General features: G+C 44.2%; 27 protein-coding genes and 3 pseudogenes. 3 read left to right on the forward strand and 27 right to left on the reverse strand.

Features of this window, described 5'->3' with window-relative positions; all coding sequences use genetic code 11:
• Nucleotides 1-55: 55 nt before the first annotated feature.
• The 6 genes from ACTJKB_RS03495 to ACTJKB_RS03520 all read right to left on the reverse strand — a co-directional run bounded on the left by ACTJKB_RS03495 (nucleotide 56) and on the right by ACTJKB_RS03520 (nucleotide 5,345).
• Nucleotides 56-421, reverse strand: a complete 366-nt coding sequence (locus tag ACTJKB_RS03495) for a hypothetical protein (protein WP_440831820.1) — start codon at nucleotides 419-421, stop codon at nucleotides 56-58.
• 79 nt (nucleotides 422-500) lie between these two features.
• On the reverse strand, nucleotides 501-848 hold the full coding sequence (locus tag ACTJKB_RS03500) for an Asp23/Gls24 family envelope stress response protein (protein ID WP_440831821.1): 348 nt from the start codon (nucleotides 846-848) through the stop codon (nucleotides 501-503).
• Nucleotides 849-954: 106 nt separating this feature from the next.
• Nucleotides 955-2,061: an AI-2E family transporter gene (locus ACTJKB_RS03505; RefSeq protein ID WP_440831822.1), complete on the reverse strand. Its 1,107-nt coding sequence runs from the start codon at nucleotides 2,059-2,061 to the stop codon at nucleotides 955-957.
• Between the two features lie 34 nt (nucleotides 2,062-2,095).
• Nucleotides 2,096-3,514 carry an ATP-binding protein gene (locus ACTJKB_RS03510; protein WP_440831823.1) on the reverse strand — a complete coding sequence of 473 codons (1,419 nt, stop codon included), beginning with the start codon at nucleotides 3,512-3,514 and terminating at the stop codon, nucleotides 2,096-2,098.
• On the reverse strand, nucleotides 3,492-4,196 hold the full coding sequence (locus ACTJKB_RS03515; protein WP_074088018.1) for a response regulator transcription factor: 705 nt from the start codon (nucleotides 4,194-4,196) through the stop codon (nucleotides 3,492-3,494). Before ACTJKB_RS03515 ends, ACTJKB_RS03510 begins: the two co-directional genes overlap by 23 nt.
• A 309-nt stretch (nucleotides 4,197-4,505) precedes the next feature.
• On the reverse strand, nucleotides 4,506-5,345 hold the full coding sequence (locus tag ACTJKB_RS03520) for a DegV family protein (protein WP_440831824.1): 840 nt from the start codon (nucleotides 5,343-5,345) through the stop codon (nucleotides 4,506-4,508).
• Between the two features lie 165 nt (nucleotides 5,346-5,510).
• Here ACTJKB_RS03520 and ACTJKB_RS03525 point away from each other — a divergent pair, with 165 nt between their 5' ends.
• Nucleotides 5,511-5,729, forward strand: coding sequence for a hypothetical protein (locus tag ACTJKB_RS03525; RefSeq protein ID WP_440831825.1), 219 nt, complete (start codon nucleotides 5,511-5,513; stop codon nucleotides 5,727-5,729).
• Nucleotides 5,730-5,916: 187 nt separating this feature from the next.
• Here ACTJKB_RS03525 and ACTJKB_RS03530 read toward each other — a convergent pair whose 3' ends face one another.
• Together ACTJKB_RS03530 and ACTJKB_RS03535 are read right to left on the reverse strand one after the other, a co-directional pair.
• On the reverse strand, nucleotides 5,917-6,903 hold the full coding sequence (locus ACTJKB_RS03530; protein WP_440831826.1) for an aldo/keto reductase: 987 nt from the start codon (nucleotides 6,901-6,903) through the stop codon (nucleotides 5,917-5,919).
• Between the two features lie 161 nt (nucleotides 6,904-7,064).
• Nucleotides 7,065-7,751, reverse strand: coding sequence for a metal-dependent hydrolase (locus ACTJKB_RS03535; protein ID WP_440831827.1), 687 nt, complete (start codon nucleotides 7,749-7,751; stop codon nucleotides 7,065-7,067).
• Between the two features lie 205 nt (nucleotides 7,752-7,956).
• On the opposite strand from ACTJKB_RS03535, the gene ACTJKB_RS03540 reads away from it, so the two are divergent.
• The gene (locus tag ACTJKB_RS03540) at nucleotides 7,957-8,745 is read left to right on the forward strand and encodes a PaaX family transcriptional regulator C-terminal domain-containing protein (RefSeq protein WP_440831828.1); all 789 of its coding nucleotides are present in this window, start codon (nucleotides 7,957-7,959) and stop codon (nucleotides 8,743-8,745) included.
• A gap of 120 nt (nucleotides 8,746-8,865) precedes the next feature.
• On the opposite strand, the gene ACTJKB_RS03545 is transcribed toward ACTJKB_RS03540, so the two are convergent.
• The 11 genes and pseudogenes from ACTJKB_RS03545 to ACTJKB_RS03595 form a co-directional block, all read right to left on the reverse strand.
• A complete protein-coding gene (locus ACTJKB_RS03545; RefSeq protein ID WP_440831829.1) occupies nucleotides 8,866-10,791 on the reverse strand; it encodes a thioredoxin domain-containing protein in 1,926 nt (641 codons plus the stop codon).
• Between the two features lie 37 nt (nucleotides 10,792-10,828).
• The gene (locus tag ACTJKB_RS03550) at nucleotides 10,829-10,990 is read right to left on the reverse strand and encodes a DUF255 domain-containing protein (RefSeq protein ID WP_081759022.1); all 162 of its coding nucleotides are present in this window, start codon (nucleotides 10,988-10,990) and stop codon (nucleotides 10,829-10,831) included.
• 169 nt (nucleotides 10,991-11,159) lie between these two features.
• Nucleotides 11,160-11,903, reverse strand: coding sequence for a toll/interleukin-1 receptor domain-containing protein (locus ACTJKB_RS03555; RefSeq protein WP_440831830.1), 744 nt, complete (start codon nucleotides 11,901-11,903; stop codon nucleotides 11,160-11,162).
• Between the two features lie 203 nt (nucleotides 11,904-12,106).
• Entirely contained in the window at nucleotides 12,107-12,556 is a 450-nt protein-coding gene (locus tag ACTJKB_RS03560; RefSeq protein ID WP_440831831.1) for a hypothetical protein, read from the reverse strand.
• 253 nt (nucleotides 12,557-12,809) lie between these two features.
• The gene (locus ACTJKB_RS03565) at nucleotides 12,810-13,454 is read right to left on the reverse strand and encodes a hypothetical protein (protein WP_440831832.1); all 645 of its coding nucleotides are present in this window, start codon (nucleotides 13,452-13,454) and stop codon (nucleotides 12,810-12,812) included.
• A gap of 230 nt (nucleotides 13,455-13,684) precedes the next feature.
• The gene (locus tag ACTJKB_RS03570; RefSeq protein ID WP_440831833.1) at nucleotides 13,685-13,846 is read right to left on the reverse strand and encodes a hypothetical protein; all 162 of its coding nucleotides are present in this window, start codon (nucleotides 13,844-13,846) and stop codon (nucleotides 13,685-13,687) included.
• 56 nt (nucleotides 13,847-13,902) lie between these two features.
• Nucleotides 13,903-14,055 carry a hypothetical protein gene (locus tag ACTJKB_RS03575; protein WP_440831834.1) on the reverse strand — a complete coding sequence of 51 codons (153 nt, stop codon included), beginning with the start codon at nucleotides 14,053-14,055 and terminating at the stop codon, nucleotides 13,903-13,905.
• 241 nt (nucleotides 14,056-14,296) lie between these two features.
• Nucleotides 14,297-14,463: pseudogene (locus ACTJKB_RS03580) on the reverse strand (DUF255 domain-containing protein); the annotation flags it as partial.
• 67 nt (nucleotides 14,464-14,530) lie between these two features.
• On the reverse strand, nucleotides 14,531-14,791 hold the full coding sequence (locus tag ACTJKB_RS03585; RefSeq protein ID WP_440831835.1) for a helix-turn-helix domain-containing protein: 261 nt from the start codon (nucleotides 14,789-14,791) through the stop codon (nucleotides 14,531-14,533).
• A 14-nt stretch (nucleotides 14,792-14,805) separates the two neighbouring features.
• Nucleotides 14,806-15,447: a hypothetical protein gene (locus tag ACTJKB_RS03590; protein ID WP_440831836.1), complete on the reverse strand. Its 642-nt coding sequence runs from the start codon at nucleotides 15,445-15,447 to the stop codon at nucleotides 14,806-14,808.
• Nucleotides 15,448-15,456: 9 nt separating this feature from the next.
• Nucleotides 15,457-15,798, reverse strand: coding sequence for a hypothetical protein (locus ACTJKB_RS03595; protein WP_440831837.1), 342 nt, complete (start codon nucleotides 15,796-15,798; stop codon nucleotides 15,457-15,459).
• 340 nt (nucleotides 15,799-16,138) lie between these two features.
• Here ACTJKB_RS03595 and ACTJKB_RS03600 point away from each other — a divergent pair, with 340 nt between their 5' ends.
• The gene (locus ACTJKB_RS03600) at nucleotides 16,139-16,279 is read left to right on the forward strand and encodes a multicopper oxidase domain-containing protein (RefSeq protein WP_440832704.1); all 141 of its coding nucleotides are present in this window, start codon (nucleotides 16,139-16,141) and stop codon (nucleotides 16,277-16,279) included.
• Between the two features lie 198 nt (nucleotides 16,280-16,477).
• Here ACTJKB_RS03600 and ACTJKB_RS03605 read toward each other — a convergent pair whose 3' ends face one another.
• From ACTJKB_RS03605 to ACTJKB_RS03640, 8 genes and pseudogenes are all read right to left on the reverse strand, one after another.
• The gene (locus tag ACTJKB_RS03605; RefSeq protein ID WP_440831838.1) at nucleotides 16,478-16,912 is read right to left on the reverse strand and encodes a VOC family protein; all 435 of its coding nucleotides are present in this window, start codon (nucleotides 16,910-16,912) and stop codon (nucleotides 16,478-16,480) included.
• A 184-nt stretch (nucleotides 16,913-17,096) separates the two neighbouring features.
• Nucleotides 17,097-17,918, reverse strand: a complete 822-nt coding sequence (locus tag ACTJKB_RS03610; RefSeq protein WP_440831839.1) for an AraC family transcriptional regulator — start codon at nucleotides 17,916-17,918, stop codon at nucleotides 17,097-17,099.
• 88 nt (nucleotides 17,919-18,006) lie between these two features.
• Nucleotides 18,007-18,164 (reverse strand): annotated as a pseudogene (locus ACTJKB_RS03615) (DUF255 domain-containing protein); the annotation flags it as partial.
• A 299-nt stretch (nucleotides 18,165-18,463) separates the two neighbouring features.
• A complete protein-coding gene (locus tag ACTJKB_RS03620) occupies nucleotides 18,464-19,066 on the reverse strand; it encodes a lysozyme inhibitor LprI family protein (RefSeq protein WP_440831840.1) in 603 nt (200 codons plus the stop codon).
• Nucleotides 19,067-19,246: 180 nt separating this feature from the next.
• Entirely contained in the window at nucleotides 19,247-20,221 is a 975-nt protein-coding gene (locus ACTJKB_RS03625; RefSeq protein ID WP_440831841.1) for an alpha/beta hydrolase, read from the reverse strand.
• Nucleotides 20,218-20,847 carry a TetR/AcrR family transcriptional regulator gene (locus ACTJKB_RS03630; RefSeq protein WP_440831842.1) on the reverse strand — a complete coding sequence of 210 codons (630 nt, stop codon included), beginning with the start codon at nucleotides 20,845-20,847 and terminating at the stop codon, nucleotides 20,218-20,220. The genes ACTJKB_RS03625 and ACTJKB_RS03630 overlap by 4 nt, the downstream gene beginning before the upstream one ends.
• A 244-nt stretch (nucleotides 20,848-21,091) precedes the next feature.
• Nucleotides 21,092-21,305 (reverse strand): annotated as a pseudogene (locus ACTJKB_RS03635) (DUF255 domain-containing protein); the annotation flags it as partial.
• Nucleotides 21,306-21,861: 556 nt separating this feature from the next.
• Nucleotides 21,862-22,305: a hypothetical protein gene (locus ACTJKB_RS03640; RefSeq protein WP_440831843.1), complete on the reverse strand. Its 444-nt coding sequence runs from the start codon at nucleotides 22,303-22,305 to the stop codon at nucleotides 21,862-21,864.
• Nucleotides 22,306-22,321 lie beyond the last annotated feature (16 nt).

Raw genomic sequence — 22,321 nt, forward strand, 5'->3', positions numbered from 1 at the left:
TAGATTCGGCACACTGCCGGTCATCCGGTTCATGTTTTTTGGAACTTAGATAGGGTCAGATCAAGGATATGGCCAGCAGTTCGAACAGCACCAACGGCAGAATCCCATTGTTATTGACGGGTCCAGGGTAAGGGTAGCCCGGGCCTGGATAAGGCTGGTAATAGGGATTGTAGTATGGATTGTAATATCCGCGCTCCATATCTGCGGTCCCCCCCACCATGAGATACAGATGTTTGCTGTCCATTCCGGCAATCGTACCTTCATGCATCTGACCGTCAATCGTCTGTACATTGACTTGGTGGTTGAGATAAGGCTTACAGGAGTGGTGCAGGGAATCGCGGACCTTGTGCAGATGCTGGACAACGGCGGGATCGGCCTGATAGATCAACGTTGCAGGCTGGCCGGACTGATAGTATGACATAGCTTTATAACCTCCGTAAATGGATTTGCTCCATTCTATGCATCTGCCCAGAGCACGGTGCCTATACGGTGAACCAGGTTCATGGAAGAGCCAGCTTCTCCACCCGAATATTCACAACAGCCAGCGACAGCCCAAGCATGTTCTCCACAGCGCTGCGGACATTATGCTGCAGACTTTTACATACCTCTTGAATCCGGCAGCCATAATCCACTATGATTTGAAGATGAACGGCAACCTCCTCCTCTGACACTTCCACGGACATTCCTTTGGCCCCGATTTTGCTTCCCAGAAGTTTGGCCAGATTCCCCGTAACGGAACTCCCGGACATTCCTGCGATCCCCGGAGTATCCATAACTACATAGCTAATAATAGCCGATATCACCCGATCAGAAATATCAACGAGCCCTTTTTGAACACCTTGATCCATGGTAAATTCCTCCTCAAAGTTTGATTAGTTTAAGCATCGGCCGAATCACTTCGTACAAAATTCACTTCGAAAGCATGCGCTTAATATTTACTAAGTACAGATAGGTTTACTCTCCTGAATCCGCAGCCAGCTGCGGCTCTTCCGGCCAGCGCTGACGGATAAACATCTGGTACAGCTTCACTGTAATAATTTTGAGCATCATATAGACCGGAATAATCAGGAGTATACCGATAATACCGCCAAAATCCCCACCGGCCAATACCAGAATAATCGTAGTAATCGGATGGATATCGAGGCTTTTCCCAAAAATATAGGGTGCTACCAGGTTATCCTGAATCTGCTGGGCAACAAGCACAACCACAATGGACCAGACTGCCGTTGAGGGTGACTCAAACAGACCGATAATTAAGATAGGAACTGTAGACAGAATGGCTCCTATAAAGGGAATAAAGTTCATCAACACAGCTAGCAGTGTCAGGAGAAGCGCATAAGGCAGGCCTATGATCAAAAAACCAATATACATCAACACGCCAAGGGCCAGATTCACCAGTACCCTGCCTACGATAAATCCGCTGAGCGCCCCGTCAATGTCCGAAACCACCCCGGCGCCTTCTGCCTGAAAGCGTTTTGGGAAAAAGCTCACCACTTTTGCGCCGAACTTACTACCTTCCTTGAGCATGTAGAACAGAAGAATAGGAAAAGTAAACAACACCATGGCAAAATTGGATACAAAAGAGAACAACTCCGATACAGAACTCGACATCAGGGAAAAGCCTTTATTCAGATAATTCATCAGTTGGCCCGCCGGATTCATATCCGCAGGAATCAGCGAAGACAACAACTTGCTGTCCTCCAGCTTCTTCAGTTGTTCGCCCACTGCCGTGAACACGTTTGGCATGTTATTGCCGAGATTCACCAGCTGATTCTTCAGCGATGGCCAAACCCCAACACTGAAGCACATGAACAGCACGGCTATGACCAAATAGACCAGCAAAATAGCTGCTGTACGATTCAGCTTCCGCGACTCCAGCAGATCAATCAGCGGCCGCAGCAGATAATAGAAGAACGCCGCCAGCATTAAAGGCACGATGACCACACGGAATAACGAGAAAACCGGTGTGAAAATAAAATTCACTAGGGTGCCTACATAAATAATTCCCAGCACCAAAAGCACAGCGATACAAATGCGGATAAACAAATTTAATTTGGCCATGACCCTCTCCCGTTCCTGAATTCATCCTGCCGTCCTATTTTGGAATACGGACGGTGAAAACCGTTGGTTCTCCCTCTCTGCTCTCAAGCGTAAGCGAACCGTCCATCTTCTCTACGTTTTTCTTCGCAATGGATAATCCAAGCCCTGTTCCGCCACTTGCCGTCCGGGATTCGTCCCCACGTACAAACGGATCGAAAATCGTTGACCATAGCTCTTTGGGGATACCTATTCCGTTATCTGCAATCTCTATACGAACCTCTGTATCCTCCGGGATGACGGTTACCCGCAGGCTGGTCCCTTCTGGATTGTAGGCCAGCGCATTGGAGATCAGATTATTGATAACACTTGCGAATAGCTCCGGATCATAGCGGGCATATACTTCTTCATCTGGAACCTGAAGCTGAAGCTGGAAGTCTTTTTGCTCAATTTCGCCGTAGGTATCAGCAACAATCTCCCGCAGATGATCCCCCAGCTCCAGACGTTCTGTATGAAGAATGAAATCCGGAGAGTCCAGCTTCAGCAGCTCCAGCATATGCTGGATCAGCTTCGTCACCTGCACCGATTTGGTGTAGATATAATTCAAGTACTTCGTCTGGCGTTCAGGGTCAGTCCCCCGGCCTTCCATCAAGGCCTGCGCATAGCCCTGGATACTCGTAATCGGTGTTTTCAGATCATGGGACAAGTCCACCATCAGCCTCTGCTTGCTTTTCTCAGCCTTCCGCTTCTCTTCTGTTGTCTTCTCAATCACGTCGGCCATGTAATTGAAGCTCTCGCCGATCCGGAGGAATTCTGTCTCGGCATAAAGCGCAATCCGTGTGCTGTAGTGCCCTTCCATCATCTGCTTCAGACCGAGATTCAGCACCCGCAGCGGCTTCTTGATGCGTCTTGTGACCCAATAGCTATATACAAAGATCAGCATGAGAATTAATCCGCTGACCATAAACACATAGAAAAACACAGAATGATTCAAATAGGAAACCAGAACTACGTTGTTAATGGATACTTTGATTACATCACGGGGGATTTTGAGCAGCAGCCAGGCTGCATGGCTCTCTCCATCTAGTTGGGTAATCGAATAGTAATAAGGCTGATCTGTGCGGTTCTCTAATCCCAGAAAGAGACTATTTTCATCATAGGAGAGGGTCTGATCCTGTTTCTCTCCAATGACGCGGATCACCTGTTTATCGGAATCAAGGAGCTCCAGCCAGCCCCCGCTATGCAGCAGCCGCCTACTCTGAATGCCCTCGCCCAGCTCTTCCCGGTAATCCCCAGCCTCAACGGAAAGATTCGGGTCCGTGAGCTGTTTGTTTAGAATCAGATGGGTGATATCCTTCTGGATGAACAGGTAGACTATCAGTACAATCATCAGCAGCATACAATTGAACAGCAGGAAATCCAGCGTAAGTGACGTCTGCAGCGGACGGTTATCCCTACTTTTCCACGGGTGCTTCAATTTTGTACCCCAATCCCCTGATCGTCTTCAGGTATTCCGGCTTCTTGGAATCACGTTCAATCTTATCCCGGATATTGCTGATATGCACCATGATGCTGTTATCTTCATAGACGTAAAAGTCTTCCCATACGGCTTCGTAAATCTTCTTCCGGGTGAAGACCCGGCCCGGCTGTTCCATCAGCAGCTCCAGAATTTTGTACTCTGTAGAGGTTAAGCTAACCGGCTCTCCAGACACCTGTACCTGACAGCTGCTCCGGTCGAGCAGCAGGCGTCCGAGCACAATCTGCTCCTTCTTCGCCTCTTGTACCGCCGGGGCGTCAAACTGGTGAACCCGCCGGAGCATTGACCCTACACGGGCGACAATTTCCAGAGGATTGAACGGTTTGGAAATATAGTCATCCGCCCCCAGCTCAAGCCCCAGGATTTTATCATGATACTGACTTTTGGCTGATAGAAACAGCACTGGAAAATGATTATTTTCACGGATTCGCTTCAGCAGCTGCAGCCCGTCCATGCCCGGCATCATAATATCGAGAATCGCCAGATCAACGGTATGGCTCTGCATCAGCTTGAGCGCCTCGTTCCCGTTCTGTGCTTGCAGAATGTTGTATTCCTTCTCCAGATAGAGCTGCAGCAGCTCTACAATTTCCGATTCATCATCGGCAATCAGAATGGTATACATCGTGAATCCCCCTCTATCTTTTTCCGCAAGGTGCGTTAATTGTAACTATAGCCTGCCATTCTTTATCCTGTCTAAACCAAATCTTAAGAATAGATAAAGTTTACTGAAGCAAGTGGAAATGGTTTGACCGTCCTTCTAAAAGCTTATGCTTCCGAAGCAGCGATACTACGTATCGCTTTCAAGTATTCGTTTCATCGAGAAATAGAAGGATAATATATAGCGTGAAACATATAAAATCTTAAATTTAAAAAAAGCCGTACACCGGGCGAATCCCAGGTACGGCTTGACTGGTGAGGTGCGGAGCGGTGGTTAAAAAGCCACGCCGATTCCGCCTTCTCCGGCATATGTACCCATCACAGGTCCCATACTGGAGAACAAAATCTCTTTGAAGGGGTGCTTCTCAAGAATACGTTCCTTGATCTCCAGCGCAAGTTTTTCGCAATTGCTGTGTACAATGGCGATAACCGCCTTTTCGTAATCATGCTGCTTGTCTTCGAGCTTCGCCAGCAGATGAGTTAGGGCCTTCGGAAGACCCCGTGTCTTCTCAACTACCTCGACAGTCCCCTCGTCGCTGATCTTCAGCAGCAGCTTAATATTCAACACGGAAGCCACGGCACCGGATAACCGGTTCAAACGCCCGCCTTTAATTACATTCTCCAGGGTGTCCAGGGTAAAGTAGGCTGTCACTTCCTCGGCTTTGTCCAGAACCATAACCTTAAGCTCTTCTAGGCTTGAGCAGGTCAGTGACCATTTAGCCGTCATGGCGACAAGGAGGGATAAGCCCCCGGAAAAGGTTTTGGAATCTATAATTTCAATCGCATTGGGATGGCCTTCTTCTTCATACATTTCCTTGGCAATCAATGCGGTCTGATAAGTGCTGCTTATATTGGATGACATACAGACGACCATAATGTCAGTGCCTGCTTCCACTTCTTTGAACTTGTTCAGGAAGACCTGCGGACTGGGACTGGCCGTCTTCGGCAGCTCTTTGGAGTCCCGCATTCTGGCATAAAAAGCCTTCGTATCCGTATCTTCCGGCATGAGATCATGCTCGAAGTGAACGGGCAAATGAACGATATCCACATTATATTTCTCTGCATATTCAAGGGGTAAATCCGAACCGCTGTCGGTAATGATCTTGATGGGCATCAGAGTGCTCTCCTTTCAATTCTATATTATTATAGCCAGCCTGATGGGCAATCAATAGTACATTTTATAACTTGTCAAAAGTCATGTTTTATGCTTTCCGATCTTTCTTAACGGTTCGTGATGTGATATGGTGAAAGTATAAGCCTACAGAAATGGAGTGTAATCATGAGCAAGGGAAGAGTATGGAATAAAGGCAAACATAACGGAAGAGGTCTATCGAAGAAAAATATAGCGTCAGAAGAAACAGAGGTCCAAGCGCAGCCTGTAGAGGCTACTGAGGAGAGTTTCATTCCGCGCATTGATACGGTCAAGCCGATGAACCGCAGCAACTGGGTGACCCGGCCGTCCCGGACGACACCTAAGGAGCCGGAGAAGAAGTCATAAACCAGTTAAGGAAATGAATTTCCAGCGAGAAATATAAGGATCAATTCTGGCGTGAAGCGTATAATATTGCGGCAAAAAACAGGCAGCAGCGTAATTCCTACGCCACTGCCTGTTTGTCGTATCCTCATAGACATTCATAACTGTTCCCTGAATCTAATGTCAAATCACTAATCGCCAGACTTTTGCACTAGAGATTCAGACTCTTCATACTCTGTTCCGGATATCGGGTTCCGGCAGCCACTCCTAGGGGAGCAACAGCATTAATACTCTTGAGATCATCGTCATTTAGGCTGACATTCAGTGAACCGATGTTCTCCTCCAGATATTTCATCCGCTTCGTACCGGGAATCGGAATAATGTCGTCACCCTGCGCCAGCAGCCAGGCCAACGCCAGTTGGGAAGGCTCGCAATCCTTCGCTGCAGCGATCTCACGGATGCGCTTCACCAGATCCAGATTCCTGGCGAAATTCTCCCCTTGAAAACGCGGAGAAAAACGGCGATAGTCGTCTTCTGCCAAATCCTCAAATTTTTGAATTTGGCCGGTAAGGAATCCCCGGCCCAGCGGGCTATACGGAACAAAGCCGATGCCTAGCTCTCGGCAAACAGGAAGGATCTCATCCTCCACGTCGCGGCTCCACAGCGAGTACTCTGTCTGCAGTGCCGTGATCGGATGAACCGCATGGGCACGGCGGATCGTATCGTGAGCCGCTTCTGACAAACCGAGGAAGCGGACTTTTCCGGCCGTTACGAGATCAGCCATCGCGCCTACAGTCTCCTCGATTGGTGTGTTAGGATCTACCCTGTGCTGATAGTACAAATCGATATGATCTACTCCCAGACGCCGAAGGCTGGCATCACAGGCAGACTTCACATATTCAGGACGGCCATTTACACCGAGCATTTTCCCTTCTGCACTCCGCACATTGCCGAATTTGGTGGCGAGCACGACATGATTCCGGTGCCCCTTAATCGCTTGTCCCACTAGTTCTTCGTTCTTCCCGACCCCATACATATCTGCCGTATCCAAAAAAGTCACACCCAGATCAAGGGCCCGGTGGATGGTACGGATAGATTCCGCTTCATCCCGACCGCTGTAAAAGTCGGACATCCCCATGCAGCCCAGTCCCAGCGCCGAAACCTGCAGCTTGCCACTTCCCAGAATTCTGGTCTTCATTTCCAAACCGCCTCCTTTATTCTAATTATCATACCATAGGGGCTTCTAATGCTTAAGTTTCAGTCTCCCTAATGATGTAAATATGAACGCAAAAAAAGAACACCACCAAAGTGATGTCCTTCATCTCAAACATGTGCTATTTCACCCTATCTTCAGCCTTCTTACAGCTCAAGCGACTCCCCATAGGCAAGCGGTGTTCCCTTGATCCCGGCTTCACCCAACGCCTGAACAAAAGCTCCCACATCCTGCACAATGGGCGGGAAAGTGTTGTAGTGAATCGGCAGTACGTGTTTGGCCCCCAGCCATTTGGCGGCGATTAGCGCATGCTCCGGTCCCATGGTGAAATGTCCACCAATCGGCAGAATCGCCAGATCGATGTCATAGAGCTCGCCGAACATTTTCAAATCTCCGAAAAGTCCGGTGTCTCCCGTATGCAGAACAGTGCGTCCTTCCGCCTCAATAATGAAGCCCGCAGGTGTACCTCCATAGATGCGCTGTCCATCCTCTAGTGTAATGCTTGAAGTGTGGAACGCATGGATCATCGTCGCCTTCGCAAAACCAAAATCAACCGTCCCCCCGATGTTCATTCCAATGGTCTGGACGCCCTTCCCTTCCATATAGCCAGCCAGCTCCACATTCGCCACAACCGGCACATTATTCTGCAGTGCAATCGGTGCTGCATCCAGAATATGATCCACATGAGCATGTGTCAGCAGCACCATATCCGTCCGAATATCCTCCGGTTTGGTGACCGCAGCAGGATTGCCTCTGAGAAACGGATCGATAATCAGCGACTTGCCGTTCACCTCAATCTGTATACAGGAATGGCCATGATAAATGATTTTCATAAGTATCTCTCCTCTTCTCGAATGGAAATTCATTGGGTGCAAATGGACTAAACCGTGCAAAACCCTAAAGTTTACGTTACAATGACACCAAATACACAGAAGTCCGGTCGTCACCGGAAATCGTTAATATAACTATTTTTATGCCGTTCGTATGTTTTTATGATATATTTATCAATGCCTATTGTCAAGAGAGGTGTGAAGAACGTTGCTGTCCGTTGAAAAAACCATGCTGTTTCTGTTATCCAAAGTGGAGCAGATGGGCGCCCAGCAGTTTGTGGAGATCTACCAACAAAGGGGGTATACCTCCACCTATATCCGCAATGCCTTATCCCGCCTGAAAAAAGAAGGTTATATTGCATCCCCGTCGCGCTCCTGGTATCAAGTCACAGCAGCCGGCCTTGCATATATCAAAGCGATTAACAGCAAGCCCGCCCGTTATCAGGAGCAGTGGGATCAGACCTGGGATGTGGTCATGCTCGAAGTCCCTGAATCCGAACGCAAAAAACGCGATCTGTTTCGTTCGGCACTTTTACAGTTAGGCTATGGACCATTGTATAACAGTGTGTACATTTCTCCATGGAATTACCGTAATGAAGTCGCTGCACAGATCCGGAAGCTGGAGATGGAAGGCAAGGTATCTATCCTGCAGGGCCAATTCCTGGAAGGCTCGATTACACCGCGCAAAGCACAGTCCATCTGGCAGCTAGATAAGGTCAATACCTTATACCAGGAAAAATCAGCCTGGCTGCAGCAGGAGTTTGCTCCATTAATGCATGAGGCGCTTGAAGCCGGGCAGCCTTTACAGCTTTTCCTGTTGTATCTGCAGATGGGCGAGGAGCTAAGCGGGATGTTCATGACCGACCCGTACCTCCCGGATGAACTGCTGCCGGACGATTGGGCAGGCAAAAGCGTTCTTCAACAAATGAGTGAACATGCGGCTACAATTGCTGGAGCGATTCCCCAGGATTCTTTTTATACACAATTTATCAGATGAGCCGTATGAGCTGCGGCAAATGAAGAAGCTGACCTATGGTTGGCTTTTTTGTGGTGCTTCGGAAGAACGCACAAACCAAAAAGCAGCCCAAACCGCAGGCTGCCCTTCATATTCCTATCGCTATACTTCCCGATGACCGGAGACCAGAAGTTCCCTGACCGCTTCCATATTCGTAACCGGGGCACGACAGGCGAAGTTCCGGCAGACATAAGCCGTGGCTTCCCCGTTTATGGCCGGTTTGTCCGCCAGATGCGGCAGCAGACGGAGAATCCCTTCGGCATCCCCTTCCCAGTTGACAAGGAGTGCAGCGTCTGGCAGATACGCCTGCTGGACCTGGGCCAACATGCTGTGGAGGGCAGCGTCTTCCCGCTTGCCGGACAGCACCCATTCCCTGCCGCCAGAAGCCATCGCCAGATGGGCCTGCAAATACATGGCATAGCCCGGCGGATAAGCAGATGCTGCTGAAGCCATCACTGCTGCTGTATGCTCAGCAACCATCTTCAGTTCTACATCCTGGCTCATTACCGACAGCTTCCACAGCAGCTTCGCAGCCACCGAGTTTCCCGAAGGTATCGCTCCGTCATACCATTCTTTGGAACGGATCGGCAGCTCTTCCCCATCATGCCCCGTGAAAAAGAATCCGCCGTTCTCCTTATCAACGAACAGCTCCAGCAGTCCATCCTTCAGGGTCAGCGCCCGCTCCAGATAGACGGGTTGACCCGTCGCCTCGTACAGTTCAGTCAGGCCCCAGATCATAAACGTATAATCATCCAAATAAGCGGGAATCGCGGATTCACCGTCACGGTAGCGGGCCAGCAACCTGCCGTCCTCCCGCCGCAGCTTGTCCCAGATAAAGTCTGCTGCCGCTATTGCGGCTTTGGCATACTCAGGCTTTTGCAGCGCCTTCGCACCCTTCGCCAGCGCCCCAATCATCAGCCCGTTCCAGGAAGTGAGCACCTTGTCATCCTTTGACGGATGGATACGCTGCTCCCGGTAGGCGAACAGCTTCTCACGCCACTCCTCCATCCTTGTACGCAGACCCAGCGGATTCATACCCAAGCGCTCCGACATCTCATCAGGCAAGCCCTGCAGCAGATTCGGAATATTCTCACCTTCAAAATCCCCCTCAGGGGTAATCCCGTACACATGGCAGTAGGAATGCATATCCTCCAGGCCAAGCGCCTCTTCAATCTCCTCACGGGAGAAGACGTAGAACTTCCCTTCCACCCCTTCGGAATCGGCATCCTCCGCTGAGTAGAAAGCACCCTCCGGCGAAGTCATATCACGCTCAACATACGCAAAGATCTGCTCAGCGACCTCCGCATACAGCGGTTTCTTCGTGATCTGGTAAGCCTCCAAATAAGCAATCGCCAGCAGTGCATTATCGTAGAGCATTTTCTCAAAATGCGGCACCAGCCACTCCCGGTCCGTGGAATAACGCGCGAACCCGAAGCCTACATGATCGTACATGCCGCCCCGGTACATCGACTCCAGCGTCTTCTCGACCATACACAGCGCTTCCGGCTGGTTGTACGTCTGGCTATAAGCCAGCAGGAACGACAGATTATGCGGCGAAGGGAACTTCGGCGCATTGCCGAACCCGCCATAATCCTCATCGAATTGACGGCGGTACAGCTCATAGGCTTCGTGCAGCAGCTCTTCCCCGGGAATTCCCCCGCTGCCTTCACTGTCACTTAGCGAGTTCTTGCGGTCCAGTGACTGAAGATCCGCGAGCAGATCATCTCCAAGCTTGTCCAGTGCTTCACCATCCTGCTCCCATTTGCGGTGAATCTGCTCCAGCACATCCATCAGCCCAATGCGCCCGAACATCTGCCGCTTCGGAAAATACGTCCCCGCATAAAACGGCTTCTTCTCCGGCGTCAGCAGCACCGTCAGCGGCCACCCCCCGCTCCCCGTCAGCGCCTGACACACCGACATATACAGCGCATCAATATCCGGCCGCTCCTCGCGGTCTACCTTGATGGCGACATAGTGATCGTTAAGAAGTTTCGCTACATCCTGGTCTTCGAAACTTTCGCGTTCCATTACGTGACACCAATGACAAGTACGTGTGAATCAACAACTAGCTATACCCAATAGATAAGAAGATTGGCTTGTTGTCGCGCTTAGCGATTTCAAAAGCTTCTTCAGACCAAGGGAACCAGTTCACCGGATTATGCGCGTGTTGCAGCAGATATGGCGACTTCTCCTTGGCTAATCTATTGGGTACTTTTTGAGTTGTCATGGGGCATCACCTCTCTCGTGTTGGATTTGGGTAAAGTATTGCTTAGGGTTAGTTTACCCAAAAAGGTGGGGGAAAGCGCAGGATATGAAAACGACTACAAACATCAGAGAAATATTCAGTAAAGGACCGGACATTCATGGTCATCAATTTCTCGCTAAGATCATACAAATTAGTCAATAGCAAGAAGTAGCTCTCTAAGCCCTCTATCATATTCTTCTCTGAAATCGGCATATTTTTTTGTCTTTAACAATTCAGGTATGTTGCAATTCTCAATTAATATAGGAAGTATTTTAACCTTCCTTTCGGTAATTTCTTCCCAATATTTTGTGTACCATTCTTGTTCAACCCATGCGGATTCGATTGAATTATTCGAGAGTAAGACAAGTACATAATCACTTTCTTGTAGGGCTCGAGAAATACTTCCTGGAATTGATTCACCAATTTTTATGTGCCATTCATCTAGCCATGGACTATGCCCTGCCTCAGCTAAGTCCGTTGCTAATAATCTAGCAAACGGCTTATCCATTGAAGAGTGCGAAATAAACAAAGTTTTACCACCGCTATTATGTAAGAATCTCGCTTTAAAATATTTATCAGAAAATAGGGTTTCTATATAAATAAATTCCGTTAATAAATCAACCTTTGTTTTCTCATGATTGACTTTTCTTTTTGAGTAATTTATTTTCAGTAGTTCATTTTGAATGTCTCCCTGACGCTTGTATAAATCTTCAGTAGTAATCTCTCTTAGGTATGCCATTGGCACCTCGTGTTCACTGGAATAAAGAGGATTTCCTAGACTAACAAATCCAATCGGTTGGCCATTTTCATCTAATTCATCATCATCAAAATACCCGATTCGTCCCTTTAATTTGCCTTCTGTTATGAATATCGGACAACCATAATATAGTGCCATAATCCCACTCCTTTTTTATTCGTCTCGATTTCAGATAACGTCTCATGTGTTCACAAACCCAAAAGGCTTAAGGCAGCTTGACGGATGGCTACGCCACTTAGCCTTGCAGGGTTAATCGTCTGACACCGCTCCTTGGCATATTCACTTCTGGCGATCCAAGGCCAAAAGCACGCCGTGTGAATACTGTGTTGACGTTCCCTCCTCTACGAATTACAAACAAGATTTCTATAAAATCTTCTCAGTATGTTTAATCCTATTTCTTTAAAATAGCTTATTAGTTCTTCTGATTCTTGTTTAAATCCGTTTGAGTAACTAACTGTAGAACCTTCAAGTGTTATATAAGTAAAACTCAATCCCTTAAAACCACCTCTTGGGCCAACATACTTAATTATGTCTTTCGCACTTCTATATTCTTCTAGTCTCTTCTTCTTACGATCTTCGGCTTTTTTTAAATATTCCTCGTCGATAATTTCAAGTGAAGACCAAAGAACATCCAAAGAACCAATACCTAGGAAGTGAACACCAGTAAAATCATCATTTCCGCGTGACCACATACCGAATCTGCCTATGGTATATCCTTCCGATCCTGCAATCAGTCCATTCAGGTACTTAGTTAAATCTGTATTAAGTCTAACTTTGATTTTTTCCTCCATCTTAGTAACAACTCCTTTGAGTTATTAATAAATGTTGCTCGTGGGGAATGTCATATAACGTTCTTGTATTCACGAACCCGACAGGCTTAAGTGACCGTAGGGAACGGGTCATCAGACTTAGCCTCGCAGGAGTTGTCCGGCTGAATTTATCCTCGGAACTTCTACTTCGGCCCGGACCAAGGGTGCAAGCCCGCAGCGTGAATAAGGTGTCACCTCTTCTTTGAATATACTTACACAACTTACAAAATCCTTATTAATTATGTAACATCCTTAAATATAGAGCTAAAAATCTTATATAATCTTCATGAAAGGTATTCAAGATAATTTGTTCTGTATCTTTAATCTTCCCTCTATATCTCACTTCAATTACAATATTTTCATTGCCTCTATTAAACTTAATATCCAAAAAAATATGTTCGTAATTACCGTTTTCAATTTGGCTTTCATCTGGAAAATTAATAATGTACCTTTCAGTGCTCACTAAAAACAGTGCAACAATATCAACAAAATCTACTACTTGCTCTTCATCTGGCACCATAAATTCATGTTCTACTATATTTCTAACAGAATTTATTTTATTCAGAATCCTTGGAGCTAATATACCTAAGCTCTTTATTATTTCAATCTTCTTGGGTATATTCCAATTTTTCTTTTTTGCTAAATCATATAGTTGGAATGCAACAAGTAATGAATCAATTTGACAATCTATAGCTCTTTTGGCATTTGATAAAGCATTTATTAAACTATGCTTTTCTTTATTCAAATCAATGTCTAATTCTGCGAAAGTAAGATATTCATTGGGTGTTACATCAAATGGAATTTTAATTACTTCATGTCCTCGCGAAGACCAATCACTACTTGAATGGCTCATAAAGTCTATTATTTCTGATAGCTCCAATGTTCTAACCTCCATAATGCAGTTATGATTTAGGTGATATCACTTAACGTTGTTGTATTCACGAACCCGAGAGGCTTAAGTGAGCGTACGCGAACGGGCGGAGACTTAGCCTCGCAGGGTTGTCTGTCTGACTTCACTTCCTCGTATTTGCGTCTGGCAGACCAAGGGCCGTATGGCCCGAAGCGTGAATATGGTGTTATTTAAAGTAAACGACTTCTTCGCATTCTCAACTATTCTTGATTCTCTCCATATTTACTAAATCTATGATACCATCCATCTTCCGTGAATAATTCACCGTGCAATCCATCACTTATTTCTGTATGTTCTCCCCATCGACTATTATTTTTTATTCCTTCTTCATCTTGTTCTTGAATTCTAAATAAAAAAATCATGAATGCCCATATCTAAACTAGTAATTAGAACTCTTCGAATAATATTAATCTGCTCTTCATAAAACTTCTTTAAATTCAGACTGTAAAGTTTGAGTTGAAGGCGATCTCCATTTACCTTTAATAAACTTTTCGAAGTAATTAATAGATTTATCCCTTAGGTCCTCCATTACTATCGTTACAATTTTATTAAGAGTAACCTCATCGCTCATTTGAGTCCTCCTAATTACTTGTAGATTTCTGCTTTCGTTCATTTCACATAACATAATATTGACGAAGTTCATCAATCTACAGAATACAATTAAATAAACGAACAAACCGAGGGCTATGCTCTTATTATACTATGAAATGGAAAAATATAACGAATGGTATTCCTTTACTTCTAAACAAAAAGCCTCCGCCAATTCCAATGGCGAAAGCATCTTAAAATTGATTCAAGCGATCATCTCATCAATAACAGCTGGAATAACCGATGGATAAGAAAACAGGCTTATTGTCGCGCTTGGCGACTTCAAAAGCCTCGTCCGACCAAGGGAACCAGTTCACGGGTTATGAGCATGTTGCAGCAAATACGGTGACTTTTCCTTGGCTAATCTATTGGGTACTTTTTGAGTTGTCATGGGGCATCACCTGCGCAGTGAAAACAATTGAAGTATTTGCTCATGATAGACAGTATCTCAACCTATGTTAATTCATGCCTATAGCTTCTTTAATTTGCGGGATAGATAAACCGTTCGCTTTCAGTTCTTTTATCCGAATAATGCGTGCGACGGTTTCCTCTCTTTTATATCTTCGTGTTAAATTCTCTTCAGCCTGTTCAAAGGGCAGCATACCTTCTTCGGTGTAATGTTTCAGCGTGCTATAACGAGAACCTGTAATTCTTACCAATTCACCTATAGACACATACTCTGAGGCCAGAATCGCCTCGATGGAACGTTGCCTAGACATAGATACCAACTCCTTTACAGTGGGCGCTTCGGAACAAGACGCACACCTTGAATCGGTATTTTCATCATCACAAAATGCGGCATCGCATCGTATAACAAATTATCAATTTTGATGGTCGCAATTGATCCTCTCTCAATAACCTTAACTTCATGTCCATAAGACTCTAACCTTGTAAGGACGGAGTTTAGCCTTTTATTAGAATTATCGAACCAAGCCTCTGTCTCTATAAAGACAGCCTGTGATCGCTCAAGGAAAGGGAATAAAAAATTGATACTGCTGCCCGCATATGTCTTCATAAACTTCGACTTCATTTGCAGGAACTGTTTGATCCCTAACTCAATTCCATGATGGATTTGGATCCGAAACAATGACTTTGCCCATAAGTTACTACGGTATAGATCGTGCATTCTGGTATTGATCTTCTCCAGTTCATTCCGTGAGAAGACATCATGCATACATCCACTTTCGCGAAGCAGCCAAAGCATGCAAATGATCTCATCCGTTACCGTTCCCTCTTCTAAAATTTCTGCTCGAAGGTTCTCTGTAATGCTTGTATAAACCCCAATGTTGCTGCGATAGGCTTTCATTTCAACGCCCGCTGAATCATAATACATGTCGCTCCCTAACAAACTCGGAATTTCTTCCAACAAATTCATTGCCTTTAGTTAATCTGATATCGCAATTTCAAACTTCTTTAATTTTTTGTTAGGCAGCATGGAAGCTTTTTTCAGCCACCATCCCAGATCACCTTGTACCTCAGCATGATTATGGAGCAAGGGTAATAGAACAGTTTCTCTGTAGAGCGTTGAACTGGATTGGTCAAGAACTTCTTTGCGGAAAGTTAGCTCGTTATCAGCTTGTGTAAAATATCCCTCTAAGTAGGCTTCCAAAATAACCGCAGCAGCCATAGATCGTAGAGACACTTTCTTTGCATTAGTCATGTAAAGACTACTCTGTGCATTTAATGCGGTCAGCGCAAAACTTTGTGCTAATTTTAAATCCATCATAGCCATCCACCCCTACCCATGATTTAGACAAGCCGGTTCGTATTTCGTGTGTACGAAGAATTTTTTTGAATTCATTTTACTTATTACTTACTACTTACTACTTATCACTTACTGCTTACTGTATGACATTTGCAATATATTGTAAATGGCGCTACTCCATGCCTTGTTCAACCGAAAAAGTATTTAAATACAACAAATACCCCACGGAAATTCCATAGGTTCAATCAGCATTGTTCTTGCTCCCAATATCCCACATCTACCCTTTACCGCGACAAATGGAGTTAAGTATTTCAAGTTTGTTGCCGAAGTAGTAAAGACCAAGATACTTCCCGGAATTTACATAAATGCATGGGGCTATAATGGAATAACTCCAGGTCCAACGATCTGCGTATACCCTGAAGACTATGTATGCATTAGAGTACATAATCAATTGCCTCAGCCGACAAGCGTACACTGGCATGGTTTAGATATTCCAAGATGAAGTGGACGGCGTACCGGAGGTTGAAGCTTCGTCTAGCATTGATCCAGGCTGTTATTTTGATTACTAAGCGAGGATATCTATAATAATATTGATTCACACGAAAACCAAAATAGAAGTAAGCCCAAAGGATGCCACTGCAACCTTTGGGCTTAGACATCTTCATTTCTATCGGAGGCACCTTAGTCAATGGAGAACAGATTAATTTACATACAAAGCGAGGAATCGTTTTTGTATTTCCTCCGGATCCACGACTTCAATCGTGGTTGAGATCATCCAATAATGTCCGAAAGGATCCTTCACACTTCCCGATCGGTCACCGTAGAATTGATCCGCCATAGGATTAACACTTGTAGCTCCAGCCGCAATCGCCTGATGGAACAACTTATCCGCATCGTCCACCTTCAGATGGATACCAACTGTCGTATTTCCAATAGTTTCCGGCCCTAAAATGTCAAATTCCGGATATTCGCCAGCAATTGAAATGTTGGCTCCGCCGATTGTAATCTCAGCATGAGCCACTTTGCCTTCCGGCTCCGTCAAGCGATATTTCTCTACGGCATCAAAAGCTTTCTTATAGAACTCAATCGCCTCCGCAGTATTCTTGATCCATAGAAACGGGGTTGCTTTACCCAATAGAATCCACCTCTCTCTTTCCCGGAAGATGATAAGCCCTATGCAGTATCGTCTGATGCGCTTAAGCTGACCATTCCCGCTCACATACTATTCTAATCGCCCCTCAAACGAGCGTATAGTAAAAAATTGACCTTTTTAAGATAATTTTCCGTCCAATAATAACATAGTCTGCATTTGAATATGGCTAATTGTAAATCGCAACATGATTGTGATGCCTGCCTTGCCTTGAGAAATAATCTGTAGGACTGAGACCGGTGAAAGCTTGGAAATCTTTTATAAAATGCATCTGATCATAATAACCGCAAGCGAGAGCGACATCCAACCAATTGACGCTTTCTGTGTGGTTTAATCTGTTCAATACCTCTTGAAAACGGCGAAGACGACAGAAGAGCTTGGGAGTCATCCCCACTTCTTCTTTAAAAATCTGGATAAATCTCCGTTGGCTTAAACCGATTTGTCCGCTTACATCCGAGAGGGGTCTTTTATGTCGCAAACTCAAAAACTCGTTAAGTGCGAAACTTACTGCTGGATGTCGTATCAGAGGTCTGGAAGCCAATTTTAAAAGATTTTCTTCAAGTATTCGAAACTGATCATCCACCGTTTTCAAGGGAAGCAGCGTCTCACGCAGTTCATGAGCTCTTGCTCCCCACAGTGTATCCAAGGATACACGAATATTATGTAGTTCATTCACTGGTATTTTAAGAAATGGATAGATTCCACCCGGTTTGAAATGTATTCCCAAAACCGTGGTCTCTGCGGAAGTATCAATCATGAAAAACTCTGAATGAGGCCCGCAAATGACAGAGCTGTCATACGTCCGTAACAGGCCGTTAGAATCTCGATCAAACAATTTAATCTTATCCTCACATAGGTTGATCACGAGTTCTATCGAACCATTAGGAAGCGTTAGCTCCTTCGAATAAGGAGGACTATATCCTTCGAGATACCAGAAATAATCGACAAAATTTAATAATGGGGCTTGCGGAGTATAAGTGCGTAACTTCATGGCATATTCGCGACAGTAGCCATGGATGTTAAATCCACGGAGTCGCTCCACCTTTCTTAGGAAGTACGTATTTGTGAATCAACAACTAGCTATACCCAATAGATAAGAAGACAGGCTTGTTGTCGTGCTTGGCGATTTCAAAAGCCTCTTCGGACCAAGGGAACCAGTTAACCGGATTTGCGCGTGTTGCAGCAAATACGGCGACTTCTCCTTGAGTAATCTATTGGGTACTTTGTGAATTGTCATGGGGCATCAGCACGTTTCGTGTCGGATTCTTGGTAAAATAAAGCTTAATGTATTTTACCCAAATGGCTGAGGGAAATAGCAAATAATTAAAAGTAATTATGGAGTCATTCTCTTGTAAACTCTGTATTTCGCAGTTTATTAAAGTGAGATTCCCACCTCATCCAACTGGCCTGCTCTCCAAGCTGCATCGTATTGGCTAGGACTCAATCGGTTTAACTACCGGGAAAGCGTCGCTCGTTGTAAAATCCAAGTTACTGTCTTCGAAGCATCACCAAAAACCTTTGATCAAGATTCCAACTCTATTTTTTGCTTTGGTATAAAAACTCAACTTCACGATCTAGCAAATATCGATATTCAAATAATTGCATTGTTCTTTCCCTAATTCTCTCCCGTATAACCGTGCCTAGGCTTACCGATCCTTGTGATCCAAGGTAACCATTATTAATAAATGTCTTCTCTACAAATTTTGTTTCCCTTAAGTGATACTGTAACCATTCTTTCTGCGATTCAATTAGTGCTTCTCTTGGTTCTCTATCCAACTTAGAAAGAAGCTTTTTATATATTTGATTCAACTCTTTATCCCAAATCTCTGTATATTTGCTTTCCAAAGCCCCCCATCCCAATGTTGTAATAATCTCTTTGGAATTTTTAAATTCATTAAATTCCACTTCATAATCATGATCTATAGGATTTCGAAGCATTTCATCATAAAAATCCCCAGTCAAATCATAGTTCCCAATGCTCATGGGTAACACTTCATTGTTAGAAAGTTCTGATCGACCTTCAGTTATTTCTTTCATTTCTGTTCCATTACCTGTACTCACTACATCAGGAGGCATTTCAGAGTTCATTATCGAAATCACTATCGTAATAAAAAATAATAAGAGGATCTTACCTTTCATAAATTATCTCCTTATATAGAATTTTTTCCTTCTCTGTTCTCCAATATATACCTCCTTTGACTCAAACGCATATAAGTTTATATTATCCAATGGGAATGAAAAAGACACTAACAGAAGTGTTAGTGTCCGATCTTATCACCATGCTCTGTATATTCATTTAAAAGCTCTCTTGGGCTGAAATTATTTTCCTACATACTCATCCATAAAGCGGTCTACCCTTTGGAAATATTCAGTCGGGTAGTGGTTGAGAGCATCGATATGCTCCGTATTTTGCGGGTACCATACTTCTGCACTTGGGTTATTTTTTAAGGACTCGTAGATAATTTCTGTATTTTTATAACTAATTTGCTGATCTCCAGTACCATGAATGAGCATAACTGGCTTGTCTTGTATCTTTTTCACCGCATCCATAGGAGATATGGAATCAAGATCAACCTTAAAGGCCCAATTTGCCATCCATGTCGATGTATAACTGAAGGGAAACGCAGGTAAACCTGAAAAGAAGGGCAAACCCTCTCTCAGAAATAGACCGGCATTACGAAAAGGACTATCTGCAATTACGGCTTTGATGTCATCACTTTCACTTGCGGCCAGTAAAGAAGTAGCAGCACCCATTGAAAAGCCGATCACTCCAATGTTATCACCCGTATGGTCTCTGGATTTTAAGTAGCTCACCGCTCCCAGCAAATCGTATTTTTCATTGAGGCCCAGGGTAATCAAATCACCATCGGATTTACCTTGTGAGCTGAGGTCAAATGCCAATACATTGTAGCCTTTCGGCACGAAATGCTCTACTAACTTTTGGGTCCGCCCTTTGACTAAACGATTGCTCGTATATCCATGGACGACAATAATCGTCTTATTACGTTCTTTACCAGAAAGACCACTTGCAGGAAAGAAGGAACCTCTAATTGTATTATCATTTTTCAAACTATTGAACTCAACCTCTTCGTAGGGAGTTTTATCGATATTCAATCCGTAGCTGACATTAGTGTCTCTAGGATGGTGCAACAAGGTGTCTACTACTTTATAAGATATAAAAAATACAAGAGCCATCACAAGCAAAAGCACGATCCCTAGGCTCCAAAAAATTTTCTTCCGTTTTTTCACACGAACATTATATGTCAGATCGGGTTGTAATGATGTTTGACTCATTCAGACTCCTCCAGTTTTTCTTTAGGTTGTATGGGTGCGAACAAGTAAAAGGCATGCCCCTTCAAATTTTCCCACTCGGGATGATGAATAATACTATCTCCAAGAGTTAAGGCCACTCCATTTAAGAAAGAGATATAGGCACGAGAGATCATTGCTGGAGAAAAGCTTTTGTTGAATTCTCCTATTAACTGTCCCCTGGCATAGATACATTCGATCGCATCTGTCATTACCTTTATACTTTCAAGGACCTTCTGTGTAAGTTCAGGGAATCTTATTCGTTGTCCTAAAACAGATTGAACAAGCCGCAATTCATTTGTATAGAAGTAGATATGGTTGAATTGTTCTTCCACCATGTTCTTAATCAATGCGCCCGGCATCCCCTCTTGTTGTAGACAAGCAAGTGATTTCAACTGAATATCAGCAAGCGGCTCCAGGACAGCGGCGTAGAATAAAGCTTCTTTACTAGGAAAATATTGAAAAATGGTTCCGGGGGTCACTCCCACACTCTGGGCAATGATAGCCGTTGTGGTATTTGAATATCCACTTTCTGCAAACAGGACTACAGCTTCTTTTAGGATACGTTTACGCCGCTCCTGTCTTTTTTCTTCATTGACGGGTCTGGCCAAATATATTCTCCTCTCTTTAAACAAAACTTCTATTAATTAAATGACCATTTATTTAATTAATAATGTATCTTTAATTACGACTAATAGCAAGAGTGAATTTATCTTACTTACGAGCAGGATGAAACTCAACAAATAAAAACAAGCTGGAGTGCTGCCCAACATGCGCCTCCGGCTTGTTTATATCAGGTTCCACCAGCATATGCTGCAAGAGGTTCTACAATAATTGATTCACGCAAACATCTCACCAATGACAGGTTGACTTAAGCTTTACTACGAATGTCCAACAGATAAGAAATAGGTTTATTTTCTCGTCTCGCGGTATCAAACACTTCTTCACTCCACGCATACCAGTTGACTGGATTATGTGCATGTTGGAGCAAATACGGTGATTTCTCAGCGATTAATCTATTGGGCTTGTGGTTCCTTAAATTGGGTTGAACTGAAGGTGTTGTTCTCAAACAGTTTTTTGATTTATAAAAAACTAAAGTTTCCCGTTAGTTCAGCGACTTCACACTCTTTATGATGCGGTTCACCGTAATGAATCTAAGCGCAAAGTACAGTTTGACCACAAATATACATCAGTTTATAAAGACAAAGCCACTCCTGACAATGGAGTGGCTTCTTTGTCATTTGTAGCTTAGTTCGATTTTCATCCATCATCCATGAAAACTGTTTGGTTATATCATTAGCATGTCAATTACTACTTTTTCTGAATCCCCTGTGACTTTCCAAGGGACAGCAATTAAATTAATTTCCTCGACCCCTTCAAGCGAAACATACGCATAGTTTCCTTGCGAGTTAGCAGATATACAGTTAATTCTAATGACCTCTCCACCTATCTCCTTAAAAAATTTCAAATTGCTTTCCTTATTAAACTTTAAGTCGGACAACAAATATTCCTCAAGCACCACTGTTCTAATGCATTTCGAGTGCAATGTATCAGAACAGATAAAAGCGTACATAAAGTTTCTCCGATTCAAATGAATCCACTCCGTGGGTAAACAATATCTATGTTTATGTATCTTTTCCCCAATTAACAAACCAAGCATCAGCCACGAAATCATTCCAATATAGGACAAATCCTTTTGCTGCTACTTTCCACTCACAGAACCCATGGTCTGAACCAAATACTTCATACATTTTATATTCGGAATGTTCCTTACGGTCAAACTTCAGAATTTCCAACTCCCTGAAATCAGTACATTCTATTTGATGTTGAGTGTTGCCCTCCAAAAATAACTTTGCTTCACTTGATAAGGGTTGTGAAAAAACCAATCGACAGTTATCTGTGTATTTTGCAACATCAAATGGGTTAAGCGGATGTTGCGGCAGAATGTTGATTGATTCAATTTCAACTATTATTTGATTTTCGTTTACCTCAATTTTCCCGACCACAGCATCATGAAAATCCAGCGAGTCAAAGTAATCATCTGTTGTGGAATATTTCCACTCCTTCATTTACTCACCACCATAT

Origin of the sequence: Paenibacillus sp. 22594 (genome assembly GCF_052044425.1) — a bacterium.
GTDB lineage: Bacteria > Bacillota > Bacilli > Paenibacillales > Paenibacillaceae > Paenibacillus_AQ.

Excerpts from the sequence above, each read along its gene's own strand:
- ACTJKB_RS03495 (WP_440831820.1), bottom strand. The coding sequence starts at position 421 with ATGTCATACTATCAGTCCGGCCAGCCTGCAACGTTGATCTATCAGGCC.
- ACTJKB_RS03560 (WP_440831831.1), bottom strand. The coding sequence starts at position 12,556 with ATGGAGGAAAAAATCAAAGTTAGACTTAATACAGATTTAACTAAGTAC.
- ACTJKB_RS03625 (WP_440831841.1), bottom strand. The coding sequence starts at position 20,221 with ATGAGTCAAACATCATTACAACCCGATCTGACATATAATGTTCGTGTG.
- ACTJKB_RS03610 (WP_440831839.1), bottom strand. The coding sequence starts at position 17,918 with ATGAAGTTACGCACTTATACTCCGCAAGCCCCATTATTAAATTTTGTC.
- ACTJKB_RS03585 (WP_440831835.1), bottom strand. The coding sequence starts at position 14,791 with ATGTCTAGGCAACGTTCCATCGAGGCGATTCTGGCCTCAGAGTATGTG.
- ACTJKB_RS03590 (WP_440831836.1), bottom strand. The coding sequence starts at position 15,447 with ATGAATTTGTTGGAAGAAATTCCGAGTTTGTTAGGGAGCGACATGTAT.
- ACTJKB_RS03530 (WP_440831826.1), bottom strand. The coding sequence starts at position 6,903 with ATGAAGACCAGAATTCTGGGAAGTGGCAAGCTGCAGGTTTCGGCGCTG.
- ACTJKB_RS03515 (WP_074088018.1), bottom strand. The coding sequence starts at position 4,196 with ATGTATACCATTCTGATTGCCGATGATGAATCGGAAATTGTAGAGCTG.
- ACTJKB_RS03555 (WP_440831830.1), bottom strand. The coding sequence starts at position 11,903 with ATGGCACTATATTATGGTTGTCCGATATTCATAACAGAAGGCAAATTA.
- ACTJKB_RS03535 (WP_440831827.1), bottom strand. The coding sequence starts at position 7,751 with ATGAAAATCATTTATCATGGCCATTCCTGTATACAGATTGAGGTGAAC.
- ACTJKB_RS03550 (WP_081759022.1), bottom strand. The coding sequence starts at position 10,990 with ATGACAACTCAAAAAGTACCCAATAGATTAGCCAAGGAGAAGTCGCCA.
- ACTJKB_RS03620 (WP_440831840.1), bottom strand. The coding sequence starts at position 19,066 with ATGAAAGGTAAGATCCTCTTATTATTTTTTATTACGATAGTGATTTCG.
- ACTJKB_RS03545 (WP_440831829.1), bottom strand. The coding sequence starts at position 10,791 with ATGGAACGCGAAAGTTTCGAAGACCAGGATGTAGCGAAACTTCTTAAC.
- ACTJKB_RS03640 (WP_440831843.1), bottom strand. The coding sequence starts at position 22,305 with ATGAAGGAGTGGAAATATTCCACAACAGATGATTACTTTGACTCGCTG.
- ACTJKB_RS03505 (WP_440831822.1), bottom strand. The coding sequence starts at position 2,061 with ATGGCCAAATTAAATTTGTTTATCCGCATTTGTATCGCTGTGCTTTTG.
- ACTJKB_RS03570 (WP_440831833.1), bottom strand. The coding sequence starts at position 13,846 with ATGATTTTTTTATTTAGAATTCAAGAACAAGATGAAGAAGGAATAAAA.
- ACTJKB_RS03595 (WP_440831837.1), bottom strand. The coding sequence starts at position 15,798 with ATGATGGATTTAAAATTAGCACAAAGTTTTGCGCTGACCGCATTAAAT.
- ACTJKB_RS03525 (WP_440831825.1), top strand. The coding sequence starts at position 5,511 with ATGAGCAAGGGAAGAGTATGGAATAAAGGCAAACATAACGGAAGAGGT.
- ACTJKB_RS03500 (WP_440831821.1), bottom strand. The coding sequence starts at position 848 with ATGGATCAAGGTGTTCAAAAAGGGCTCGTTGATATTTCTGATCGGGTG.
- ACTJKB_RS03575 (WP_440831834.1), bottom strand. The coding sequence starts at position 14,055 with ATGAGCGATGAGGTTACTCTTAATAAAATTGTAACGATAGTAATGGAG.
- ACTJKB_RS03520 (WP_440831824.1), bottom strand. The coding sequence starts at position 5,345 with ATGCCCATCAAGATCATTACCGACAGCGGTTCGGATTTACCCCTTGAA.